The sequence below is a fragment of the Phaeobacter sp. A36a-5a genome, from assembly GCF_037911135.1.
In the GTDB taxonomy this organism is placed as follows: Bacteria; Pseudomonadota; Alphaproteobacteria; order Rhodobacterales; family Rhodobacteraceae; genus Phaeobacter; species Phaeobacter bryozoorum.
Window position 1 is genome coordinate 48,425 of sequence record NZ_JBBLYU010000004.1, and the last position, 20,735, is coordinate 69,159.

The 20,735-nt window shown below is 63.5% G+C and carries 19 protein-coding genes; 12 read left to right on the plus strand and 7 right to left on the minus strand.

The features are described 5' to 3' along the window. Positions 1–84 precede the first annotated feature (84 nt). From WLQ66_RS15790 to WLQ66_RS15800, 3 genes are all read left to right on the plus strand, one after another. Positions 85–336: a hypothetical protein gene (locus WLQ66_RS15790; protein ID WP_340547293.1), complete on the plus strand. Its 252-nt coding sequence runs from the start codon at positions 85–87 to the stop codon at positions 334–336. A 199-nt stretch (positions 337–535) separates the two neighbouring features. Then, positions 536–736, plus strand: a complete 201-nt coding sequence (locus WLQ66_RS15795; protein WP_340547294.1) for a hypothetical protein — start codon at positions 536–538, stop codon at positions 734–736. A 214-nt stretch (positions 737–950) separates the two neighbouring features. Continuing rightward, complete coding sequence (locus WLQ66_RS15800; RefSeq protein WP_340547295.1) at positions 951–1,169, plus strand: hypothetical protein; 219 nt, start codon at positions 951–953, stop codon at positions 1,167–1,169. A 76-nt stretch (positions 1,170–1,245) separates the two neighbouring features. Here the strand turns inward: WLQ66_RS15800 and trxC are convergent, their stop codons facing one another. Then, the gene (gene trxC / locus WLQ66_RS15805) at positions 1,246–1,671 is read right to left on the minus strand and encodes a thioredoxin TrxC (protein ID WP_340547296.1); all 426 of its coding nucleotides are present in this window, start codon (positions 1,669–1,671) and stop codon (positions 1,246–1,248) included. A 115-nt stretch (positions 1,672–1,786) separates the two neighbouring features. Next, positions 1,787–2,998 (minus strand): hypothetical protein, encoded by a 1,212-nt coding sequence (locus WLQ66_RS15810; RefSeq protein WP_340547297.1) that lies wholly within the window; start codon positions 2,996–2,998, stop codon positions 1,787–1,789. A gap of 442 nt (positions 2,999–3,440) precedes the next feature. Between WLQ66_RS15810 and WLQ66_RS15815 the strand changes: the two genes are divergently transcribed. Then, positions 3,441–3,992: a L,D-transpeptidase gene (locus WLQ66_RS15815; protein WP_340547298.1), complete on the plus strand. Its 552-nt coding sequence runs from the start codon at positions 3,441–3,443 to the stop codon at positions 3,990–3,992. Positions 3,993–4,287: 295 nt separating this feature from the next. Then, the gene (locus WLQ66_RS15820) at positions 4,288–4,494 is read left to right on the plus strand and encodes a cold-shock protein (RefSeq protein WP_014875536.1); all 207 of its coding nucleotides are present in this window, start codon (positions 4,288–4,290) and stop codon (positions 4,492–4,494) included. Between the two features lie 111 nt (positions 4,495–4,605). Here WLQ66_RS15820 and WLQ66_RS15825 read toward each other — a convergent pair whose 3' ends face one another. Continuing rightward, the gene (locus tag WLQ66_RS15825) at positions 4,606–5,247 is read right to left on the minus strand and encodes an arylesterase (RefSeq protein WP_340547299.1); all 642 of its coding nucleotides are present in this window, start codon (positions 5,245–5,247) and stop codon (positions 4,606–4,608) included. 51 nt (positions 5,248–5,298) lie between these two features. Here WLQ66_RS15825 and WLQ66_RS15830 point away from each other — a divergent pair, with 51 nt between their 5' ends. Both WLQ66_RS15830 and WLQ66_RS15835 read left to right on the plus strand, forming a co-directional pair. Beyond that, entirely contained in the window at positions 5,299–6,015 is a 717-nt protein-coding gene (locus tag WLQ66_RS15830) for an ABC transporter ATP-binding protein (RefSeq protein ID WP_340547300.1), read from the plus strand. Beyond that, a complete protein-coding gene (locus tag WLQ66_RS15835) occupies positions 6,012–8,531 on the plus strand; it encodes an ABC transporter permease (protein WP_340547301.1) in 2,520 nt (839 codons plus the stop codon). Before WLQ66_RS15830 ends, WLQ66_RS15835 begins: the two co-directional genes overlap by 4 nt. A gap of 92 nt (positions 8,532–8,623) precedes the next feature. On the opposite strand, the gene WLQ66_RS15840 is transcribed toward WLQ66_RS15835, so the two are convergent. After that, positions 8,624–9,088, minus strand: coding sequence for an RrF2 family transcriptional regulator (locus WLQ66_RS15840; RefSeq protein WP_340547302.1), 465 nt, complete (start codon positions 9,086–9,088; stop codon positions 8,624–8,626). Positions 9,089–9,313: 225 nt separating this feature from the next. Between WLQ66_RS15840 and WLQ66_RS15845 the strand changes: the two genes are divergently transcribed. Both WLQ66_RS15845 and WLQ66_RS15850 read left to right on the plus strand, forming a co-directional pair. Further along, positions 9,314–9,901 (plus strand): gamma-glutamylcyclotransferase family protein, encoded by a 588-nt coding sequence (locus tag WLQ66_RS15845; RefSeq protein WP_340547303.1) that lies wholly within the window; start codon positions 9,314–9,316, stop codon positions 9,899–9,901. Continuing rightward, the gene (locus WLQ66_RS15850) at positions 9,898–11,121 is read left to right on the plus strand and encodes a DUF2254 domain-containing protein (RefSeq protein ID WP_340547304.1); all 1,224 of its coding nucleotides are present in this window, start codon (positions 9,898–9,900) and stop codon (positions 11,119–11,121) included. Before WLQ66_RS15845 ends, WLQ66_RS15850 begins: the two co-directional genes overlap by 4 nt. A 264-nt stretch (positions 11,122–11,385) precedes the next feature. Here the strand turns inward: WLQ66_RS15850 and gltX are convergent, their stop codons facing one another. Next, on the minus strand, positions 11,386–12,711 hold the full coding sequence (gltX, locus tag WLQ66_RS15855) for a glutamate--tRNA ligase (RefSeq protein ID WP_340547305.1): 1,326 nt from the start codon (positions 12,709–12,711) through the stop codon (positions 11,386–11,388). Positions 12,712–12,905: 194 nt separating this feature from the next. On the opposite strand from gltX, the gene WLQ66_RS15860 reads away from it, so the two are divergent. Continuing rightward, positions 12,906–14,423 (plus strand): sensor domain-containing diguanylate cyclase, encoded by a 1,518-nt coding sequence (locus tag WLQ66_RS15860; RefSeq protein ID WP_340547306.1) that lies wholly within the window; start codon positions 12,906–12,908, stop codon positions 14,421–14,423. A 110-nt stretch (positions 14,424–14,533) separates the two neighbouring features. Here the strand turns inward: WLQ66_RS15860 and WLQ66_RS15865 are convergent, their stop codons facing one another. Further along, positions 14,534–16,192, minus strand: a complete 1,659-nt coding sequence (locus WLQ66_RS15865) for an NAD+ synthase (protein WP_340547307.1) — start codon at positions 16,190–16,192, stop codon at positions 14,534–14,536. A gap of 170 nt (positions 16,193–16,362) precedes the next feature. On the opposite strand from WLQ66_RS15865, the gene WLQ66_RS15870 reads away from it, so the two are divergent. Then, complete coding sequence (locus WLQ66_RS15870; RefSeq protein ID WP_340547308.1) at positions 16,363–17,850, plus strand: MORN repeat-containing protein; 1,488 nt, start codon at positions 16,363–16,365, stop codon at positions 17,848–17,850. Between the two features lie 376 nt (positions 17,851–18,226). Continuing rightward, entirely contained in the window at positions 18,227–19,798 is a 1,572-nt protein-coding gene (locus WLQ66_RS15875; protein WP_340547309.1) for a 2-isopropylmalate synthase, read from the plus strand. Positions 19,799–19,886: 88 nt separating this feature from the next. On the opposite strand, the gene WLQ66_RS15880 is transcribed toward WLQ66_RS15875, so the two are convergent. Further along, positions 19,887–20,687 (minus strand): 23S rRNA (adenine(2030)-N(6))-methyltransferase RlmJ, encoded by an 801-nt coding sequence (locus tag WLQ66_RS15880; protein ID WP_340547310.1) that lies wholly within the window; start codon positions 20,685–20,687, stop codon positions 19,887–19,889. Between the last annotated feature and the right edge of the window lie 48 nt (positions 20,688–20,735).

The following is a 20,735-nucleotide window of genomic DNA, read 5'->3' on the forward strand; positions in this document are numbered from 1 at the left end:
CCCGGCATAATTTGAACAAAATTAACCCTATTCTGAGATTTGCCGGGGCCTGTGCCCGTCGGCGAACCACAGAAGGGTGAGAGCATGGCAGGAATCGGGATCTTGGTAGGCGTCATTGGCGGGCTGAATGCGGCCGTATTGGGCTATACGCTGATCGGCCTGTCCTTCGGCATGAGCCTGCTGCTCTATCCGCTGTTCGGAGTGCCCTCGGCGATGCTGGCGATCCTGCTGCTGTGGACGCAGAAGGCCGCCCGCAATATGCTGGCGGACAAGGCCGGGGACAAGCGGGCGCACGGAGCACATCAGGGGCTGTCGGCGAAACCCGCGCGGGCCTGATTTCCGCCGCAGCCGACCACTCCACGGGTCAAATCCGTGCGATATGCGCACCAGAACAGCCCGTCGCGGCCATAATGCCAGAATAAGCTGCAACACATACCAATATACTCACCATCTGACCGTAAGACATATTGATTGCATCGCCTGTTTCAGGGCAATTTCCCCTCAGTTGAGTGAGGGTGTTATGGCTTGGTTGGCGATGTTGACGAGTACCGGTGTGACGATGATGGTCACGGTGATATACTATGTGGCGTACAACCTGCCCATCTGGGGGCTTCTTCTGCTCTATAGTGGCATCAGCAGCCTGCTTGGCGTCGGCCTCACCGTGGCGCTGGTTCTAAAAAGCGGCGGCTTCCCGCGCAAACGCCCAGAGCAAAATTCGCAGGATACATCAATTTGATACCTTCCACACACGCAGCGAAGATCGCGCATCCAACTGATATTTTCAATTGAAATCAGAGTATTACACATAATTCAGCAGATCTCATCACCTGCGCCAACCCCGATGTTAACCAAATTTAAAGACAATTTGAGCTATCTTGCTCGAACACAGAGAGTTGCACTCTGCCTGAAAAATTGTAGATTAAATGCGACTCAACCTAAGAGGTATAAACATGGCATGGATCGGGATCATTGTCGGTACTTTTGCAGGGATTTTCTCTGCGGTCGCCGCCTATACCCTCTATGCGCTGCCACTTTGGTATAGTTTGCTGCTCTACCCTACCGTTGGCACAACCGCCGCCATTGTGACCATGCTTGCAATGCTGCATCTGCCGCCGGGTCTGCGCCCGATGATGCCGCCGGACGGGGATGAAACCCACCGCATGGCCTGAGCCGACCGCAGGACCTGAGCCAACCGCAGGGCCAAAGCCCCCTTATCCGCGTTTCGATATCAGCCGAGCCTCCGGCTCATCCCTTCGCCCAGCTCACGATCTGGCCTGCGCGCAGGGCGCCTGCCTGCCGTTTCTGTTCCTTGCCGCGCACAAAGCGGACAAGTGTCGGGATCCCTTTGATCCGGTAGCGTGCGCCGGTGGACTGATGGGTCTGGGTGTTCAGCTTGACCAGCCGCACCTGCCCCTGCAGCGTTTTTGCCGCCTTGGCATAATCCGGGGCCATCATCTTGCAAGGACCACACCAGGGCGCCCAGAAATCCACCACCAGCGGCAGGTCATCCTGCGCGGCGGCCTTTTGCAGGGTCGCCGGGTCGACATCGACGGGCGTCGAAGGGATCAGCGCAGCCCCGCAGGTGCCGCATTTGGGGCCGGCGGCCAGACGGTCCTCGGGCACGCGGTTCAGCTGGGCACAGCTGAGGCAGGTCAGGGTCTTGGCACCCATGGGGCAATCTCTCCTTCGCATCACTGACCGCCGAGGCGGCGTGGCGCCTGTATTCAGGCCAGATATACTGGCCAGAGGCGGCAGGACAAGCCCTGCCCGCGCTGGTGCCCACCCGCTAGAAGGTGAGCTTGGCGCCCAGAATGACGCTATGCGAGCGCACGCTGGCATCGCCTGTGCGCCGGGGCAGGATCAGCGGCACAAAGCCATCGTTGAACAGGTATTCCGCCCCCAGCGTGACATTCGGGGCCAGCGCAACCTCCATCCCGAGGATGATCTGCGACATCGACTCCCATTCGGTGCCGGAGGCGCCTTGCCGCCCGTGGCTGGCGGAGAGTGAATAGACCGCCGGACGTCCCAGCACCTCCCCCCGGTAGCGCCCCTGAAGCGTCAGCGCGCTGACCTTATGGTCGGTGGCAGGCCAGCGGTCGGTGGTTTGGGTGAATTCGGCCATGACGTCAAACCGCTCTCCGCTGAGGGTGGCGTGGACATCCCACGCCCCGTTCCAGCCCCGGTCGATGCCGCTTCCGGGGGGATGATGGGCAATGGTGCTGTCGTAGATCGTGCCGCGCAGAAAACCGGCCCCCAGTTTCAGCCCCATACCATTGGCCAGCGGAATGCGATGGGAGGCGTTCAGCGCGTAATTGGTGTAGTGATCATCGTTCTTCGGGCTGCTGATCACCCGGTTGCCCCGGTGGTTGCGAATGATCGACAGCGCCAGTTCGGTACGCTCGGTGATATAACCGATCTCGATCAGCGGATCCTTGGTCTGGGCCCAGAAGTAATGGCTGTTATGGGTATGGGTGAAGGGCGCATAGCTGGCAAAATTGCCGAAATTCACCGTCTTGCGCCCAACCGCCAGATAAAAGGGCGAGCGGTCCAGATCACCAACCGCCAGCCAGGCCTTGCGCAGCTGGATGTCGTTCTGGCCGGGATATTCGACCTCGGTATATTCGCCCTGCACAACCGCTGTCAGCAGCGGGGTGGTGGCGGTCGCGATCAGCGAGATATCATTGATCACACCATAGGTATCGGTGGTGCCGCTGGTGTGGGTCGGCGGCAGCCGCGACAGGATCGGAAATTTGCCGGGCGTATTGGTGTTCTCATAGATCACCGTGCCTAAGAAGCGCCCGCCAAAGGTGATCCGATTGACCCCGAGCTGCCCCGATTGCCGCGCGCGCAGGGCAATGGCGACCTTGTTGGTCACATCTTCCTGACGGTCCAGCATCCGTTCTGAATAACGCAGTGAGGTGGCGAGAAACCCCGCATCTTCCTGAGCCTCAACCCGGTCCGCAGCCGCGAGGCCGACAGCCATAATCAGCGCGGTCACTGCCGCGCGCCCCCCAAATGAAACAGTCACAATGGTTACTCCAGTATACCCCCGACAAACCGCCAGACGGGCTGTAAACAGCCACCGGCCGGTTTCGGACGGGATCGCAGACCTGAAACGCAGAAGCCGAGAAATAGCTCCTGTCCGGGCCTGAGACCTCCGGCAGAGCTGCCCCCGCAGCCGTGCCGACATGACGCCCTCAAACCAGAAACCCGCCGGAAATGACGGTGGATCAGAAACGCGATCCGATCACAGGATATCACAGCTTCGTGATATCACGAAGCCTGATTTGCCAATGTCCTATGGCCCATCAGGGCATCACGCTGTTGCACCAACGTCGCGCCGTCTGCCCGCAACGGCGGCCGTGCGGGCGCCGCTATTGACCGGATTGTTCGCGCACCGCAGACTGATGGCATCTGTTCCAAAACCGAAAGAGCCACGCATGTTGTCACGCCGCGCCTTTCTGGCCAGCTCCGCCGCCGCCTCTCTCTGGCCTCAGATCGGGTCAGCCGAAACGGCCTTTGACCCCACTCCGCAGGAGGTCCGCATCAAGAAGCAATTCGCCCCCGGGCAAATTCTGGTGCTGCCGCGATCCTATTACCTTTATTACGTGACAGAGCCGCGCCGGGCGCGCCGCTATGGCGTTGGCGTCGGGCGAGCCGGTCTTGAATTCACCGGCACCGCCGTCATCCAGGCCAAGAAAGAATGGCCAACCTGGCGCCCGACGGACGAGATGATCGAACGCGATCCGCGCAGCTATGCCCGCTTTGTCGATAATAAATACATCCAGCCCGGTGGCACTGATAACCCGCTGGGCGCGCGCGCGCTCTACCTGTTTCAGAACGGCATCGACACCTATTTCCGCATTCACGGCACCAATCAGCCGCAAACGATCGGCCATTCCGTCTCCAACGGCTGCATCCGCATGACGAACGAGCATATCGTCGACCTCTACGAACGGGTGCCCTTGGGAACCGTGGTGACGGTGCTCTGATCAGGACCAGACCAAGGTGGCAGCGCGTGATCTGGTGGCGCATCGGCGCCAGCTTGCCTGTCCGGGTGCCAAGCCCCGCCGATGGCCATCCACAGCGCCTCTGGCAGCGCCAAACTGACAGGCACCCCCCGCTATAACACTTGCACCGAGAGGACATTGGCGACAAGATCGTTCCCGCAAGGTTACGCAGAACTCATCGCTGTCCTAGGAGGCTCGGTCATGAATACGCAATGACATTGCCGGGCTGTCGCATGTCGCGGACAGGGATTTAGAGTAAGACTGGGAGAAGAAGACGATGGCCACAGGCACCGTCAAATGGTTCAACACCACCAAAGGTTACGGTTTCATTGCACCCGATGCGGGTGGCAGCGATGTGTTCGTACATATTTCCGCCGTTGAGCGGTCGGGGCTGACCGGCCTCGCGGACAACCAGAAAGTGACCTATGAGCTGCAACCGGGCCGTGACGGCCGCGAGTCTGCGGTGAATATCGAGCTGGCCTAACCCGCCTACCCGAAGAAGATCAGCTGTCGGCCCCCTTTCGGGGCCGTCTTTTGTTGTGGTGCCCAGTCATCTGCCGCAGCACCTCTGCGGTCATCCCGTGGCGGCCCCGCGTCAGCGGTCCACCTTGGCCACCAGATCCAGCACCTTCGGGCCGATGGCCGCCACATTCAGCGCCACGCCTTTTGCGTTGGGATGAATGCCGTCCTCCTGTAGATACGGCCCCGCCGCCTGCGGATCATTGCCGGTTGCCGCGCGGATCCCGGCAAGGCTGTCGTCATGCAGCAGCGCGCCATAGTCGCGCGCCAGCTCGGGGAAGATTGCGTCGAATTCTGCCTTGAAGTCGGCGCCATAGTTGCCCGGCGCCGCGATACCAACCAACAGCACCGGCACCGCATTGGCCTTGGCGACCTCCAGAATACGGACGAGATTGGCGCGGCTCTCAGCCGGGGCGATCCCGCGCAGCAGGTCATTGCCGCCCAATGCGACGATCAGCGCATCCGGCCCGTCGGCCAGCGTCCAGTCGATCCGCGCCGCGCCACCCGCCGTGGTATCGCCGGAGACACCGGCATTGATCAGGCGCACCTCAGCCCCCTGTTCCCCCAGCCAGCGCTGCAGCTGCGGCACCCAGCCCTGCCCCTGCGGCAGCCCGTAGCCCTGCACCAGACTGTCCCCCAAAGCCGCCACCCGAACCGGATCGGCCTGCGCAACTGCGGCAGTTAATATAAAAATCAATCCGGCCATTATCTTGCGCATTGGTAGAAAGGCTCCATATCGAGAGTGATCCCAAAACAGGCGCGACGTCACATGCAGTCCAGCACGATCCCCCAGTCCGACCCTATCCTGAACCTCCAGCATGCGTCTTTGTCGCTGGTTGGCAATACCGGACCTGTCGAAATCCTGCATGACATCTCGCTTGCGGTCGAAAGCGGCGAGACGCTGGGCCTGATTGGTCCCTCCGGGTCGGGCAAATCCTCGCTGCTGATGGTGATGGGCGGTCTGGAACAGGCAACCGGCGGCACCGTCTCGGCGCTGGGGCAGGACCTGACCGCGATGGATGAGGATGCGCTGGCGCGGTTTCGCCGCGACAATATGGGTGTCGTGTTCCAGAGCTTTCACCTGATCCCCACCATGACGGCGCTCGAAAATGTCGCCACCCCGCTGGAGCTGGCCGGGCACAGGGATGCCTTTGACCGCGCGCAGGCCGAACTGGAGGCCGTGGGGCTCGGCCATCGTGCCGGTCACTTCCCGGCGCAGATGTCAGGCGGTGAACAACAGCGTGTGGCACTGGCACGCGCCCTGGTGACCCGCCCGCGGATCCTGCTGGCGGATGAGCCGACGGGCAATCTGGACGCCACCAACGGCGATGCGATCATGGACCTGCTGTTTGACCTGCGCGACCGCTATGGCGCGACGCTGATCATGGTCACCCATGCGCCGGAACTGGCGGCGCGCTGTGACCGGGTGATCCGGCTGCGCGATGGCCGTCTCGACCTTGCCGCCGCGCGCGAGGCCGCTGAATGAACACCTTGTCGCTGGCGACACGCTTTGCCATGCGGGAGCTGCGCGGCGGGCTGCATGGGTTTCGCGTTTTCCTGATCTGTCTGGCGCTTGGGGTGGCGGTGATTGCCGGGATCGGCTCGCTGCGCTCGGCGATTGAAACCGGGCTGAGCAAGGAAGGCGCGGTCTTGCTGGGCGGGGATGCCGAACTGGGCTTTACCTATCGGCGCGCCAGCCCAGAGGAACAGGCCTGGATGCAGGCCAATGCCCTGCGCCGCTCCGAGGTGATCGACTTCCGGTCGATGGCAGCTGTCGGTGAGGAACGCGCCCTGACGCAGGTGAAGGCGGTAGACAGCGCCTATCCACTGGTTGGCACGGTGCGGCTCTCGCCGGATCTGCCGCTGCCACAGGCGCTGGAGGGCGCCGGGGACCTGCCCGGCGGCGTGATGCAGCGGGTGCTTGCGGATCGGCTGGGCCTCTCTGTTGGTGACCGCTTTGCCCTTGGCACCCAAAGCTTTGTCCTGACCGCACTGCTGGAGAATGAACCGGATGCCGCCAGCGCAGGCTTCACGCTGGGGCCACGCACCATCGTTCGCAGCGCTGACCTGGCCCGATCCGGCCTGTTGCAGCCCGGCACGCTGTTTTCCAGCAAATACCGGCTGACCCTGCCCGAAGGCACCGATCTGGAGCAGCTGAAATCCCGCGCCGAAGCCGAGCTGGACAACAGCGGTATGCGCTGGACCGACGCCCGTAATGGCGCACCGGGCATCGCCACCTTTGTCGAGCGGCTGGCCGGGTTTCTGGTGCTGGTTGGCCTCTCCGGGCTGGCTGTGGGCGGCATCGGCGTCTCAGCCGCCGTGCGCGCCTATCTGGCGGGCAAGACCGCGACCATCGCCATCCTGCGCACGCTGGGCGCCGACCGCCGGACGATCTTTCTGACCTATTTTCTGCAAATCGGGGCGCTGGCGCTGCTTGGTGTTGCGATTGGCCTCGTGATCGGCGGGCTGGCCCCGGTGCTGCTGGGGCCGCTGATTGCGGCGCAGCTGCCGTTTCCTGCGGTCTTTGGCATCTCGGTCCCGGCGTTGAGCGAAGCGGCGCTTTACGGGCTGCTGACGGCTTTTGTCTTTGCGCTCTGGCCGCTGGCCCGCGCCGAGCGGATCCGCGCTGCGGCGCTGTTTCGTGACGCGCTGGACAGCCGCAGCCGCTGGCCTGCCCCCCGCTATATCGTCGCCACGGCTGTCTCGGTGGCGGTGCTGATTGGTTCTGCCGCGCTGTTCAGCGGCGCGATTGAGCTGACGCTCTGGACCGCTGCGGGGCTGATCGGCGCGCTGGCGGTGCTGTTGCTGGCCGCACTGGTGCTGGGCTGGATCGCCCGCCGCGCCGCGCCGCTGACCCGTGGATATCCGGCGCTTCGATGGGCGCTTTCGGCGATTGGCACCTCTCGCGATGGCGCCGTGCCGACCGTGCTGGCCCTGGGGCTGGGGCTGACCGTTCTGGCCGCGATTGGTCAGGTCGACGGCAATATGCGCCGCGCCATCGAAGGCAACCTGCCCGACGTGGCGCCCTCCTATTTCTTCGTTGATATCCAGCGCGATCAGATGCCGGATTTCCTCGCCCGCGTGGAGCAGGACCCGGCGGTTGAGCGCGTGCAGAGCGCACCGATGCTGCGCGGCATCCTCACCACCATCAACGGCCAGCCCGCAACCGAGGTGGCAGGCGATCACTGGGTCGTCCGGGGCGATCGCGGCATCACCTATGCCGCCAAACAGCCAGACACCACCCAGATCGTCGCGGGCGCGTGGTGGCCCGAAGAGTACACCGGCGCGCCGCAGGTCAGCTTTGCCCGCGAAGAGGCCGAGGAGCTGGGTCTCAACCTTGGCGACACGCTGACGCTCAACGTGCTGGGCCGCGACATTACCGCCACCATCACCAGCCTGCGCGAGGTCGATTTTTCCACGGCGGGCATGGGCTTTGTCATGGTGCTGAACGAAAGCGCGCTTGCAGGGGCCCCGCACAGCTATATCGCCACGGTCTATGCCGAACAGGAGGCCGAAGCCCAGATCCTGCGCGATCTCGCCAAGGCGATGCCGAACATCACCGCGATCCGGGTCCGCGATGCGCTGGACCGGGTGTCGGACCTGTTGCGGCAGCTCGCATCTGCCACCGCCTATGGTGCCGCAGCAACGCTGCTGACCGGTTTCATGGTGCTCATTGGCACCGCCGCCGCCGGCGAACCTGCCCGCCGCTACGAGGCGGCTGTGCTCAAGACGCTGGGCGCGCCGCGACGGCAGATCCTGATCAGCTTTGCGCTCAGATCGGTGTTTCTGGGCGCCGGGGCCGGCCTGGTCGCGCTGACGGCCGGAATGACCGGGGCCTGGGCCATCAACACCTATGTGTTCGAAAGCGATTATCAGGTGATCTGGAGCAATGCGCTGGCGATCATCAGCGGCGGCATCCTGACCACGCTGCTGGCCGGGCTGGCCTTTGCCTGGCGGCCCCTTCAGGTGCGCCCGGCCCGGATCCTGCGGGCCCGCGACTAGGCCACACCGCGGCCTCTGGCGCCGCGCTTGCGGGGCCGCCCGCCACAACACCAGCCACGACGTCAGCCACGGCGGGCGGGCGCCAGAGCATCTCAGCTGGCGTAGCGCGCGCAGCCGGTCGAAACCGGCGATTGGAACAGGGCAAACAGCGCATCATTGTCGCAGACCAGCGCCTCCAGGGTGATCCCGTCCAGCGATCGATAGAAGGCCTGCGCCGCATCGGCGAGGGCAATCCGCAGCCGACAGGCCGAAACCAGCGGACAGGTATTGTCGGCATCGGCAAAACACTCAACCATCGGCACCGTGCCCTCGACCGCGCGAAAGACATCGCCAATGCCGATTTCCGTCGCGGGCCTGCCCAGCGACATGCCCCCGTTACGCCCGCGCTGCGTATGCAGATAGCCCAGCTGCGCCAACTGGTTGATCACCTGCGCCAAATGGTTCTCCGAGATATTGCAGCGCGCGGCAATTTCGGATTTGGTAACCAGGCGGTCCGCATGGGCTGCACAATACATCAACAGCCGCACTGCAATATTTGTCCGTTTCGTGATCCGCATGATCGCCCCTCCGAGGTGCCTTGTCGCAAGATCATGACATGGCCGCACAAAGGCCACTTTGACATGTATCAAAGCCGCACGCGCTTTCGCCTGACCCTGCCCCTGCCGGGTCCCGCTGCGCCGCCCGCAGGCAGCGCCGACGCAGGGCAAACGGTGGGCGACAGACCCCGCCTGCCTGTGGCGGTCAGCGCCGCTGAGACAGACATCGCCAGTCAGGAGATCTGAATGCCCGCCCCCGTTTCCCCAGCCCCCTATTTCTTTGGCTACGGCAGCCTGGTGAACACGCGCACCCATGGCTACGGTCAGGCCCGCCCCGCGCGGCTCAGCGGCTGGCGCCGGGCCTGGGTGCATACCGATCTGCGCCCGGTTGCCTTTCTCAGCGCCGTGCCCTGTGACAGAACCACCATCGACGGGCTGATCGCCGAGGTGCCAGGGGCCGACTGGGCGGCGCTTGATGACCGCGAATTTGCCTATGAGCGGCTGCCTGCCGGCGGCGCGGTCCAGCATGATCTGAACCCGGAGACCGATATCGCGGTCTATGCGGTGCCCGGCCACAGCCAGCGCGCGGCCAGCCTGCGCCATCCGATCCTGCTCAGCTATCTCGACGTGGTTATTCAGGGTTATCTGGACGTCTTCGGCGCCGATGGTGTCGCCGCCTTCGTGCGCACAACCGATGGCTGGGACGCGCCGATCCTGAACGACCGCAGCGCCCCGCGATATCCCAGAGCGCAGAGGCTGACTGCTGAAGAGCTGGATCTGGTCGATCAGCATCTGCTGGCGCTTGGCGCGACCGTTATTGGGGCAGATCAGTGATTTCCCGCACCCTGCTCTATGTCCGGCGGATCACCCGGCAACTGTGGTTCCGGGTTGTGCTGCTCTCGGCCTGTTCGCTGCTGGCGCTGGCCATCGCCCCCTGGCTCACGCCCTTCATCCCCGAAGATCTGGGCGAGCGCTTTGGCCGCGAGGCGGCGCTGCCGGTGCTGACCATCCTTGCCTCCGGGATGCTGGCGGTCACCACATTCTCGCTCAATGTCATGGTCTCGGCCTATCGTACGGCCGCTGCCACGGCGACGCCACGGGTCTATCGCCTGCTGCTGGAGGATACGATCACCCAGAGCGTATTGGCCACCTTTGTCGGCGGGTTTGTCTTCAGCCTGAGTGCGGTGATCCTGTTCCGCGCCGGGTTCTACAGCGAGGATGCCGCCATCGTGATCTTTGCCATCACCGTGGGAGTGGTGGCGCTGATCGTCGCGGCGATTTTGCGCTGGATTGACCATCTGTCGGGACTTGGCAGCATGGATCACACGCTGCGCCTGATCGAAGAGCGCAGCCGCACCAGCCTGCGCCAGCGGGCCGAAGCGCCCTGCCTGGGCGCCGCCTGCGCCGAGGATGACACCAGATTTCAGCAGCAGGGCCGGGCCATCCCGGCGCAGGCCTCGGGCTTTGTGCGGTTTGTCGATGTCGCAGGGTTGCAGACGCTGGCCGAAGAGGCCGAGACCAGGATCGCCATCCACCGCACCCCCGGCGAATTCGTGCTGCGCGGGCGGCCGGTGGCCTATGCCGAGACCGGCGAGGAGACGCTCTGCGAGGCGGCCAGCCGCTGCATCGAAATCGGTGATGTGCGCAGTTTCGATCAGGATCCCTCCTTTGGCCTGACGCTGCTGGCGGAAACCGCACAGCGCGCCCTGTCGCCCGGCGTCAATGATCCCGGCACCGCGCTGGAGGTCATGGGGCGGCTGGAACGGCTGCTGTGGGAGAATACCCCGGATGAGGCCGAGCCTGACGCGCGCGACGTGTCCTTTGACCGGGTGATGATGCCTGCGGTCTCGGCCCGGCACCTGCTGTCCTGCGCCTTTCCGCCCATCGCCCGCGCCGGCGGCGACGACCCTGCGGTGATCGACTGGATGGACAAGGCGCTCTCCGCGCTGGCGCATCATCCCAACCCGGCCATGGCCGAGGCCGCCGCCGACCTGCGCGATGGCAAGCGGAAGGGAGATGACCAAGAGGGACACCAAGAGGGAGAGCCGAAGTGACACCCGGAGGCGGGTCCGAAGGGCGGCGGCCAAGGCGGCTCCCGCCCGCACAACAGGGCAGATCTGCCCTGCCCTGAGCGCAGTTGGGCATGGCAGACCGCCTACAGGCGGTCTGCGGCGCCGCGCCGGCGCGCGGCGCCCGGCCCAACCGCAGAGGTGGCTTCTGTGATGCCACCGATGTGGGCGGGAGCACCCCGGACAGCACAGGACAGCACAAAGGCGGCCCCCTATGGTGCCGCCTTTGCATCAGACAGTCGTTAAAGCTCAGCCGCGGGCGCGGACCGTTTCCATCAGCGCCAGCAGGGCGGACATGTCGGGGCCGCGCTCCATGCCGGTCACGGCTTTGCGCAGCGGCATGAACAGGCCCTTGCCCTTGCGGCCCGTCGCCTCTTTCACAGCAGCGGTCCATGTGCCCCAGCTCTCGCTGTCGTAGGGGCCTTCGGGCAGCAGCGCCATCGCCTCGGCGATGAAGTCCTTGTCCTCATCAGCCACCAGCGGCTCGGCGCCGTCGCGGCAGAGGTCCCACCAGCCCGCCAGATCCTTCAGCGTGGTGATGTTCTCCTTGGCCATATCCCAGAATGCGGCCTGTTTCTCTGCCGGAACCCCCAGCGCGTCCACATGGGACTGCACGGCCTCCAGCGGCAGGGACTGCAAATACCGGGCGGTCAGCGGGTAGAGATCCTGCACATCGAACTTGGTCGGCGCAGCGCCAAAACGGTTGATGTCGAAACCCTCGATCAGCTCTGCCAGTTCCGCGCGCAGCTCAACCGGGTCGGAGGAGCCAAGGCGCGCCATCAGGCTCAGCAGCGCCATCGGCTGCACGCCCGCTTCACGCAGATCGCGCAGGGCCAGCGTGCCGAGGCGTTTGGACAGCGCCTCACCCTGCGGGCCGGTCAAGAGCGAGTGATGCGCAAAGGAGGGGACAGTGCCGCCAAGCGCCTCGATGATCTGGATCTGGGTGGCGGTGTTGGTGACATGGTCAGAGCCGCGCACAACATGGGTCACGCCCATTTCCGTGTCGTCCACTACCGAGGCCAGCGTATAGAGGAACTGGCCGTCGCCACGGATCAAGACCGGGTCGGAGACCGAAGCGGCATCGATGGAGATATCGCCCAGGATACCATCGGTCCACTCGATCCGCTCCTGATCCAGCTTGAAGCGCCAGACACCATCGCCGCGCTCGGCGCGCAGCTTGGCCTTGTCGTCCTCCGACAGGTTCAGCGCAGCGCGATCATAGACCGGCGGCTTGCCCATATTCAGCTGCTTCTTGCGCTTCAGGTCCAGTTCAACCGGCGTTTCAAACGCCTCATAGAACCGGCCGATCTCGCGCAGCTTGTCGGCAGCGGCGACATAGCGGTCAAGACGTTCGGACTGGCGTTCAACACGGTCCCAGGTCAGGCCCAGCCATTCCAGATCCTGCTTGATGGCATCGACGTACTCTTCCTTCGACCGTTCCGGGTCGGTGTCGTCGATGCGCAGGATGAAGCTGCCGCCGGCCTTGCGGGCGATCAGATAGTTCATCAGCGCGGTGCGCAGATTGCCAACGTGGATATAGCCGGTCGGCGACGGGGCAAATCGGGTGGTTGTCATCACAAGTCTCCTGTTGCCCTGCCCCATGTCACATAGGCGACGTTTTGTCCAGTTGCGGCGCAGTCGTTGGCGGTTGATCCCAAGTCGTCTCAAACTGTCCGCGTTTTTCAGGGGGCGGCTTAGATTTCGTTCAGACTTCCTGTGTCAGCCTGTCGCAGCACTGACGATTATTGGTACGAAGAATGGGGTCTCCCGTGAACAAAGTGATCCCGAGCGACATGTTGCAGGCGGAGAGTTTGCCTGAACCCTCCCATGCGCGGCTCATGGATGTGTTGAACAAGCTGGATCAGGGCGTGATGGTCTGGACCGAGGACGGGCATTGCCAGGTCTTCAACGAACGGCTGCTCACCCTGCTGGAGTTGCAGAATGGCGACATCTTTCCGGGCTATTCGCGCGAGGCGTTTTTTGCCACCGCCGTCAGGCTGGGCCATGTGACCGAAGACAGCGCCAGACAGGCCGAACAGGATTTCAGCTCTGACAAGGAGCGGTTTTCGGCGACCCGCAGGATGCCGTCGGGACGGCGCCTTCAGATCGACACCCGCAGGCTGTCCACCGGCGGCTTTGTCTCCTGCTACACCGATGTGACCCAGATCGAGCGCAGTGCGCGGGACCTGACACTGGCGCGCCAGGCCGCCGAGGAGGCGGAGCTGACCGCGCTGAAGACGCTTGCGGCGGAACAGTCCTGGCGCGAAGAGGCCAAGCTGCTGTCGCAGCTCGACGTCTGGCTGCATTCCTGCAAATCCCAGGAGGAGCTGTTCCGCATTGTCAGCGCCTTCATGGCGAAGCTGTTTCCGCAATCCCAGGGCGAGCTCTACATCTACTCCAACTCGCGGGACGTTCTGGATGGCAAATGCCACTGGGGCGGGGCCGAGGTCCATGACCACATCTTTGCCGATGCCTGCTGGGCGCTGCGGCGCGGGCGGCAGTATCTCTATTCTGCGGATAAGATCGCCTTTCCCTGCGCCCATGTCGAGGAGCAGCCTGCCACCGATGAGCATGGCGATTACGTCTGTTTTCCGGTGGTCGCCCATGGCAATACCGTCGGTCTGCTGCATGTGAAATTTGCACCGGAAACCGACCCCAAGCGCAAGGTGGCGCTGCATCGCCTTGCCCTGCGCTGCGGCGAACATATCTCGCTGGCGGTGGCCAATGTCCGCCTGCGCGACGAATTGCACGACCAGTCCACCCGCGATCCGCTGACCGGTGTCTACAATCGGCGCTATTTCCTCGGCGAGCTGCGCAATGCGGTGGCGCTGGCCGACCGGCGCGCCAGCCAGCTGGGAGTGCTCAGCTTTGATGCGGACCGGTTCAAGACCTTCAACGACACCCATGGCCACGATGCCGGCGACATGGTGCTGCGCGCCATTGGCGACACGCTGAAGGATCTGTTCCGCAATGGCGAGATCTGCTGCCGGATGGGCGGCGAGGAATTTGCCGTCTTCCTGCCGGATACCGACAAGGAACAGACGATGGAGGTCGGCGAAGCGCTGCGTGTCGCGATTGAGGAAATCACACTGCGCTATGGCTCCGGCACGCTGCCGCGTGTCACCATCTCCATCGGCGTTGCCAGCTTCCCCGAGGATGGCCTGCTGCCGCAGGATCTGATGCACGCCGCTGACCGCGCGCTTTACGCGGCAAAGGATGCAGGCCGCAACTGCGTCGTGGATTGCCAGGAAGCCGATCCCGCCAACGGCCCCTTCTCCGGCAGCTGACCCCGACCGAACGTATGCGATGCTCCCGCCTTTGGCCGCACCTTTGGCCGCAGGGACCAGCCCGATATCGCTGGCACCAACTGGCGGATCACCAGCGCCTTACTGGTCGGTCAACTGGGGTCGCGCCAGCGGTTCACGATCGGATACCGACGATCCAGCCAGAACGCGCGCGGTGTGAGCCGCGCACCGGGGGCTGACTGAAAGCGTTTGTATTCGCTGATATAAATCAGGTGTTCCACGCGTTTTGCCGTCTCCCGCGAGAACCCGGCCGCAACGCAATCAGCAATCGAACCGTCCCGATCCACCAGGATCTCCAGCAACGCGTCCAGTTCGGGGTAATCCGGCAGGCTGTCGCTGTCCTTCTGATCGTCGCGCAGCTCGGCGCTCGGTGGCTTGTCGATGACCGAGGGGCGGATGACCTCCCCTTCCGGCCCCATCATCCAGTCGCGGTGATTGGCATTGCGCCAGCGGCAGGTCTCGAACACGCGGGTCTTGTAGAGATCCTTGATCGGGTTGTAGCCCCCCGCCATATCGCCGTAGATCGTGGCATAGCCCACGGCGACCTCGGATTTATTGCCGGTGGTCAGCAGCATCTCGCCAAATTTGTTGGACATCGCCATCAGGAGAAGCCCGCGCAGGCGCGACTGGATGTTCTCCTCGGTCAGCCCCTCCTCCATCCCGGCAAAGAGCGGCGCCAGCGTGTTGGTGATCGCGGCGCGCCCCTCGGCAATCGGGACGTAGTCGTAGCGCACGCCCAGCGCCTTTGCCACCGCTTCGGCATCGTCAAGCGAGGCTTGCGAGGTATATTCGGACGGCAGCATCACGCAGCGCACATTCTCAGCCCCAAGCGCATCGACCGCGATCGTGGCGACAATGGCGGAATCGACGCCACCGGAGAGCCCCAGCAGCACCTTCTTGAAGCCGGTCTTGCGCATGTAATCCCGCAGCGAAAGCGTCATGACGTGGTAATCCTGCTCCCACTCATCCGGCAGCACCGCCTTGGGGCCATCCACGGCGCGCCAGCCCTCGGCGGTCCGCTCCAGATCCAGATGGCAGATATCTTCGCGCAGGACCGGCATCTGCAAGGCCAGCGCCCCGCCCGGATTCAGCACAAACGAACCACCATCAAAAACCTGATCATCCTGGCCGCCCACCATATTGAGGTAGATCACCGGCAGATCGGTCTCGATCGAGCGGGCCACAATATGGTTGAGCCGCACATCCATCTTGTTGCGATAATTGGGCGATCCATTGGGGATCAGCAGGAACTCCGCGCCGGTTTCGGCCAAGGTTTCGGCCACATCCTCATACCAGCTATCCTCGCAGATCGGGCTGCCGATCCGGGTATCGCCAACCGCGTAAGGACCGCCCAGCGGGCCCGCATCAAAGATCCGCACCTCGTCAAAGACGGTGGCATTTGGCAGGTGATGTTTCAGCACCTGCGTGGTGATCTTGCCGCCCTTCAGGATCAGATAGGCGTTGTACAACCTATCGCCCTCGACCCAGGGGCTGCCGATCGCCAGCGCCGGACCATCGGCACAATCGGCGGCCAACCGCTCAACCTCGGCAATGGCAGCACGGTGGAAAACCGGCTTCATCACCAGATCCTGCGTGTTGTAACCGGTAATGAACATCTCTGGCAGGGCGACCAGATCAGCACCTGCCTCGCGGCCTGCGGCCCAGGCCTCGCGGGCCTTATCTGCATTGCCAGCCAGATCCCCGACGGTGGGGTTCAACTGGGCCAGTGTCACGCGAAAACGATCAGCCATCCTGCTTGCGTCCTTCGATAATCCTGCCTTCTGCCATTAAACAGATCACGCTGCGAGGGAAAGACCGCAGTGGCAAAAGACATTGCGACGGCGGCGGCTGTGGCATAGTTTCCTGTCAAACCGATCAACAGGCCCGCACCCCGGCTCCCCTTATGGCAAGCAGATATTCCATGACCCGTTTCACCACCGCCGCTCTTCTGACCTCCGCTCTGGCGCTTGGCGCTGCCGGGGTCGGACGCCCGGCCCTGGCCCAGGATGGCAAGGTGCTGACCACGCAGGATGAAATCGGCGGCATCTATGAGGGCACCTTTCGCGGCGGCCTGCAACATGGCACCGGCACCTACCGGCTGCCCAACGGCTATGAATATACCGGCGACTGGGTCGATGGCGAAGTCCGCGGTCGTGGCGTTGCGCGCTTCCCCAACGGATCCATCTACGAGGGCGAGTTCGTCAAAGGCAAACCCGAAGGCGCAGGCAAGATCACCTTTGCCGATGGCGGCACCTATGATGGCGAGTGGTCGAACGGCGTAATCAATGGCCAGGGGGTTGCGGTCTATGCCAATGGCGCGCGCTATGAGGGCGGCTTTCGCGATGCCAAGCACCATGGCAAAGGCATCATGCGCAATCCCGGCGGCTATGAATATGACGGCGACTGGGTCGATGGCCGCAAGGAAGGCACCGGCAAGATCACCTACCCGGACGGCGCCACCTATGAGGGCGACATCCGCGACGGCCAGCTGGAGGGCAAAGGCAAGCTGATCATGCCCGATGGTCTGGTTTACGAGGGCGATTGGTCCGCAAACCAGATGGATGGCACCGGCGTGTTGACCCAGCCCAATGGCGATATCTACGAAGGCCCGCTGGTGGCCGGCCGCCGTCAGGGCGAAGGCAAGCAGATCCATGCCAATGGCGATGTCTATATCGGCAATTTCGAGGATGACCTGCGCCACGGCGAAGGCACCTTCACCAAGACCGACGGCTATGTCTACACCGGCGAATGGCTGGCCGGTCAGATCGAGGGCAAGGGCCGCGTCACCTATCCCGACGGTTCGGTCTACGAGGGCCAATTCCGCGATGATCTCGCCGATGGCGTGGGCAAGATCACCTATCCCGACGGCTCCACCTACGAAGGCGACTGGGTGGCCGGCGTGATCGAGGGCAGCGGCACCACAACCTATCCCAACGGGCTGGTCTACACAGGCGAGTTCCAGAACGCCAAGAACCACGGCCAGGGCGTGATGACCTACCCTGACGGCTACCGCTATGACGGCGGCTGGAAAGAGGGGCAGCGCCATGGCGAAGCGGTTGTCACCTACCCCGACGGTTCGGTTTATACCGGCAGCTTTGCCAACAGCCAGCGCCACGGCACCGGCAAGATCGTGATGACAGATGGCTTCAGCTATGAGGGCGACTGGACCGAAGGCAAGATCAGCGGCCAGGGCGTCGCGACCTATGCCAATGGCGATGTCTACGAGGGCAGCTTTCTCAATTCCAAACGTCAGGGACCGGGTGTGATGCGTTATGCCAGCGGTCAGCAAGCCGAAGGCACCTGGGAGAACGGCGCGCTCAAAACCACCGGTGCGGCGGCACAGGACAGCGATGATGCCACAACAGCCGACCCGGCCACCGCCACCGACGATGCAAACGCCAGCAACTGATTACCGCTGACCCGCAGCACGGCCGACCGGATAGGCTGGCGCGCCCCACCGCCAAAAGGCGTAGCGGAGCCGCCGCACAGCGCGCGCCCAGCCATAAGGCGTAGCATGTCTGATCCGGGCCAACGGGTTACAGTCGCAGGCTTTGCCCATGCCCGGTCAATTTCTGTCTTTCCATTCGTCTTTGGCTCTGTATAACTCTGCGTCATGATGATGCGTGCAGATATCCCTTGCTTTGCCACCGCCCCGCGCGATGCAGATCTGCGCGCCCTACTGATCCTAATCCGCCTCTGAGCGTGCCATCCGGCGCGCCCGCTCAGAGGGGAAGGCATGCGCGCCACATGGATTGGATTTTAGGACAGACAAGAAAGATACCGACATGACGACTGCAGCTGACAAAGATCGCGTTTTGATCTTCGACACCACTTTGCGCGATGGCGAGCAGAGCCCCGGCGCAACCATGACCCATGATGAAAAGCTCGAGATTGCCGAGCTGCTGGATGACATGGGCGTCGACATCATCGAAGCGGGCTTCCCCATCGCCTCCGAAGGCGACTTCAAAGCGGTGAGCGAGATTGCCGAACGTTCCAAGAATGCCGTGATCTGTGGTCTGGCGCGCGCCAACTTCAAGGATATCGACCGCTGCGCCGAAGCCGTGCGCAAATCCGCACAGCCGCGCATCCACACCTTTATCGGCACCTCGCCGCTGCACCGCGCCATTCCCAACCTCACCATGGATGAGATGGCCGAGAAGATCCACGAGACGGTCACCCACGCCCGCAATCTGGTGGACAATGTGCAGTGGTCGCCGATGGATGCCACTCGCACCGAATGGGATTACCTCTGCCGGGTGATCGAAATCGCCATCAAGGCGGGCGCCACCACCATCAACATCCCCGATACCGTCGGCTATACCGCCCCGGTCGAGAGCGCCGATTTGATCAAGCGCCTGATCGAAACCGTGCCCGGTGCAGATGACGTGATCTTTGCCACCCATTGCCACAACGACCTCGGCATGGCGACCGCCAACGCGCTGGCTGCCGTTGCAGGAGGCGCGCGCCAGATCGAATGTACCATCAACGGTCTGGGCGAACGCGCGGGCAACACCGCCCTGGAAGAGGTGGTGATGGCGCTCAAGGTGCGCGGTGACATCATGCCCTTTACCACCGGCATCGACACCAAGAAGATCATGCACATCTCGCGCCGGGTCTCCACCGTGTCGGGATTTGTCGTGCAGCCGAACAAGGCCATCGTCGGCAAGAACGCCTTTGCCCATGAAAGCGGTATCCATCAGGATGGCATGCTGAAGAACAAGGAAACCTTTGAAATCATGCGGCCCGAGGATGTGGGCATTGCCGGCACCTCGCTGCCGCTTGGCAAACATTCCGGCCGTGCGGCGCTGCGCGACAAACTCAGCCAGCTCGGGTTTGAGGTGGGCGACAACCAGCTGAAGGATCTCTTTGTCCGGTTCAAAGAACTCGCCGACCGCAAGAAAGAGGTGTTTGACGACGACATCATCGCGCTGATGCGCACCAGCGGCGATGAGGATGACCACCTCAAGCTGGTGTCGATGAAAGTCGTATGTGGCACCGGCGGTCCCGCCGAGGCCACCATCGAAATGGAAGTCGACGGCAAGGATGTGACCGAGACCGCAGAAGGCGACGGCCCTGTCGATGCCGCCTTCAAGGCGATCCGCAAGATCCACCCGAACTCGGCCCATCTTCAGCTCTATCAGGTCCATGCGGTCACCGAAGGCACTGACGCGCAGGCCACTGTGTCTGTCCGACTGGAAGAAGACGGCGTGATCGCCACGGGCGAGAGCGCGAACACCGACACGGTTGTCGCCTCTGCCGCCGCCTATATCAGCGCCCTCAACCGCCTGATCATCCGCCGCAGCAAAATGGGCGAAGGCGCCGACACCCGCGAGATTTCCTACAAGGACATCACCTGATCAATGCGTTGATCTGAAACAGCAAAGGCCACCCGACGGGTGGCCTTTTTCGTTCTGCCCAGGGCCAACCGCCTCTGTTGGCCGCATCTCAGCCCAGACGGCTGAACAGTTTGGTCAGCCGCGCGGCTTCTTCCTCGGTGCCATAGGGCGCATTCACGATGAACATGCCCGAGCCGACCATCCGGTGCCCCTCCCGCGCCGGGGGAAACCGCACCTCATGACGCAATGCGCCGGCCAGCCCCTGCGCCTCCAGCGCGCTCAGCATCGGCTTATGCGCCCCGTCCGTCAGGATCGGATACCACAGCGCAATGACGCCAACGTTCCACTTGCGGTGCAGCTTGGCGATATGGCCGGGGATCTGGGCGTAGTCGCGCTTTACCTCATAGCTAGGATCAATCAGCAGCAGCCCGCGACGCGGCGTCGGCGGCGCCAGCGACTGCGCCAGTTCAAACCCGTCCTGCTGATGCACATGGACCCGCCGCCCCAGCCCATGCGACCACAGCGCCTGCCGCAGGGCGGCGTTTTCCTGCGGGTGCAGCTCGGCAAAATTGAGACTGTCGGCCTCGCGCAGCAGATGCGCTGCAATCAGCGGCGACCCCGGATAGGCCATCTCCCCATGGGCGCTGCGGGTTGCGGCAATGGCAGCAGCCAGCGGGTGATCCTCGGCCAGCAGGGCCTGATCCAGCAGGCGGCTGATCCCCGCCGCCGCCTCGCCGGTCTTGACCGCCTCTGCCGCATCCAGCTGATAGAGCCCGCGCCCGGCGTGGGTCTCGATATAGCTGAGCGGCTTGTCCTTCCGCGTGAGATAATCCAGCATCCGCGCCAGCAGCGCGTGTTTCTGAACATCGGCCAGATTTCCGGCGTGATAGATATGTTGATATGACAGCATCCCAGCCCTCTACCGCCAAACCGCCCCGGACAAAAGCCCCTTGCCGCA

What these genes read in the sequence shown, in the direction of transcription:
- WLQ66_RS15790 (WP_340547293.1), top strand. Translation starts at nt 85, where the DNA reads ATGGCAGGAATCGGGATCTTGGTAGGCGTCATTGGCGGGCTGAATGCG.
- WLQ66_RS15820 (WP_014875536.1), top strand. Translation starts at nt 4,288, where the DNA reads ATGGCCACAGGCACCGTCAAATGGTTCAACACCACCAAAGGTTACGGT.
- WLQ66_RS15865 (WP_340547307.1), bottom strand. Translation starts at nt 16,192, where the DNA reads ATGGCTGATCGTTTTCGCGTGACACTGGCCCAGTTGAACCCCACCGTC.
- WLQ66_RS15870 (WP_340547308.1), top strand. Translation starts at nt 16,363, where the DNA reads ATGACCCGTTTCACCACCGCCGCTCTTCTGACCTCCGCTCTGGCGCTT.
- WLQ66_RS15800 (WP_340547295.1), top strand. Translation starts at nt 951, where the DNA reads ATGGCATGGATCGGGATCATTGTCGGTACTTTTGCAGGGATTTTCTCT.
- WLQ66_RS15835 (WP_340547301.1), top strand. Translation starts at nt 6,012, where the DNA reads ATGAACACCTTGTCGCTGGCGACACGCTTTGCCATGCGGGAGCTGCGC.
- WLQ66_RS15845 (WP_340547303.1), top strand. Translation starts at nt 9,314, where the DNA reads ATGCCCGCCCCCGTTTCCCCAGCCCCCTATTTCTTTGGCTACGGCAGC.
- WLQ66_RS15830 (WP_340547300.1), top strand. Translation starts at nt 5,299, where the DNA reads ATGCAGTCCAGCACGATCCCCCAGTCCGACCCTATCCTGAACCTCCAG.
- WLQ66_RS15815 (WP_340547298.1), top strand. Translation starts at nt 3,441, where the DNA reads ATGTTGTCACGCCGCGCCTTTCTGGCCAGCTCCGCCGCCGCCTCTCTC.
- WLQ66_RS15840 (WP_340547302.1), bottom strand. Translation starts at nt 9,088, where the DNA reads ATGCGGATCACGAAACGGACAAATATTGCAGTGCGGCTGTTGATGTAT.
- WLQ66_RS15825 (WP_340547299.1), bottom strand. Translation starts at nt 5,247, where the DNA reads ATGCGCAAGATAATGGCCGGATTGATTTTTATATTAACTGCCGCAGTT.
- trxC (WP_340547296.1), bottom strand. Translation starts at nt 1,671, where the DNA reads ATGGGTGCCAAGACCCTGACCTGCCTCAGCTGTGCCCAGCTGAACCGC.
- WLQ66_RS15875 (WP_340547309.1), top strand. Translation starts at nt 18,227, where the DNA reads ATGACGACTGCAGCTGACAAAGATCGCGTTTTGATCTTCGACACCACT.
- gltX (WP_340547305.1), bottom strand. Translation starts at nt 12,711, where the DNA reads ATGACAACCACCCGATTTGCCCCGTCGCCGACCGGCTATATCCACGTT.
- WLQ66_RS15880 (WP_340547310.1), bottom strand. Translation starts at nt 20,687, where the DNA reads ATGCTGTCATATCAACATATCTATCACGCCGGAAATCTGGCCGATGTT.
- WLQ66_RS15795 (WP_340547294.1), top strand. Translation starts at nt 536, where the DNA reads ATGTTGACGAGTACCGGTGTGACGATGATGGTCACGGTGATATACTAT.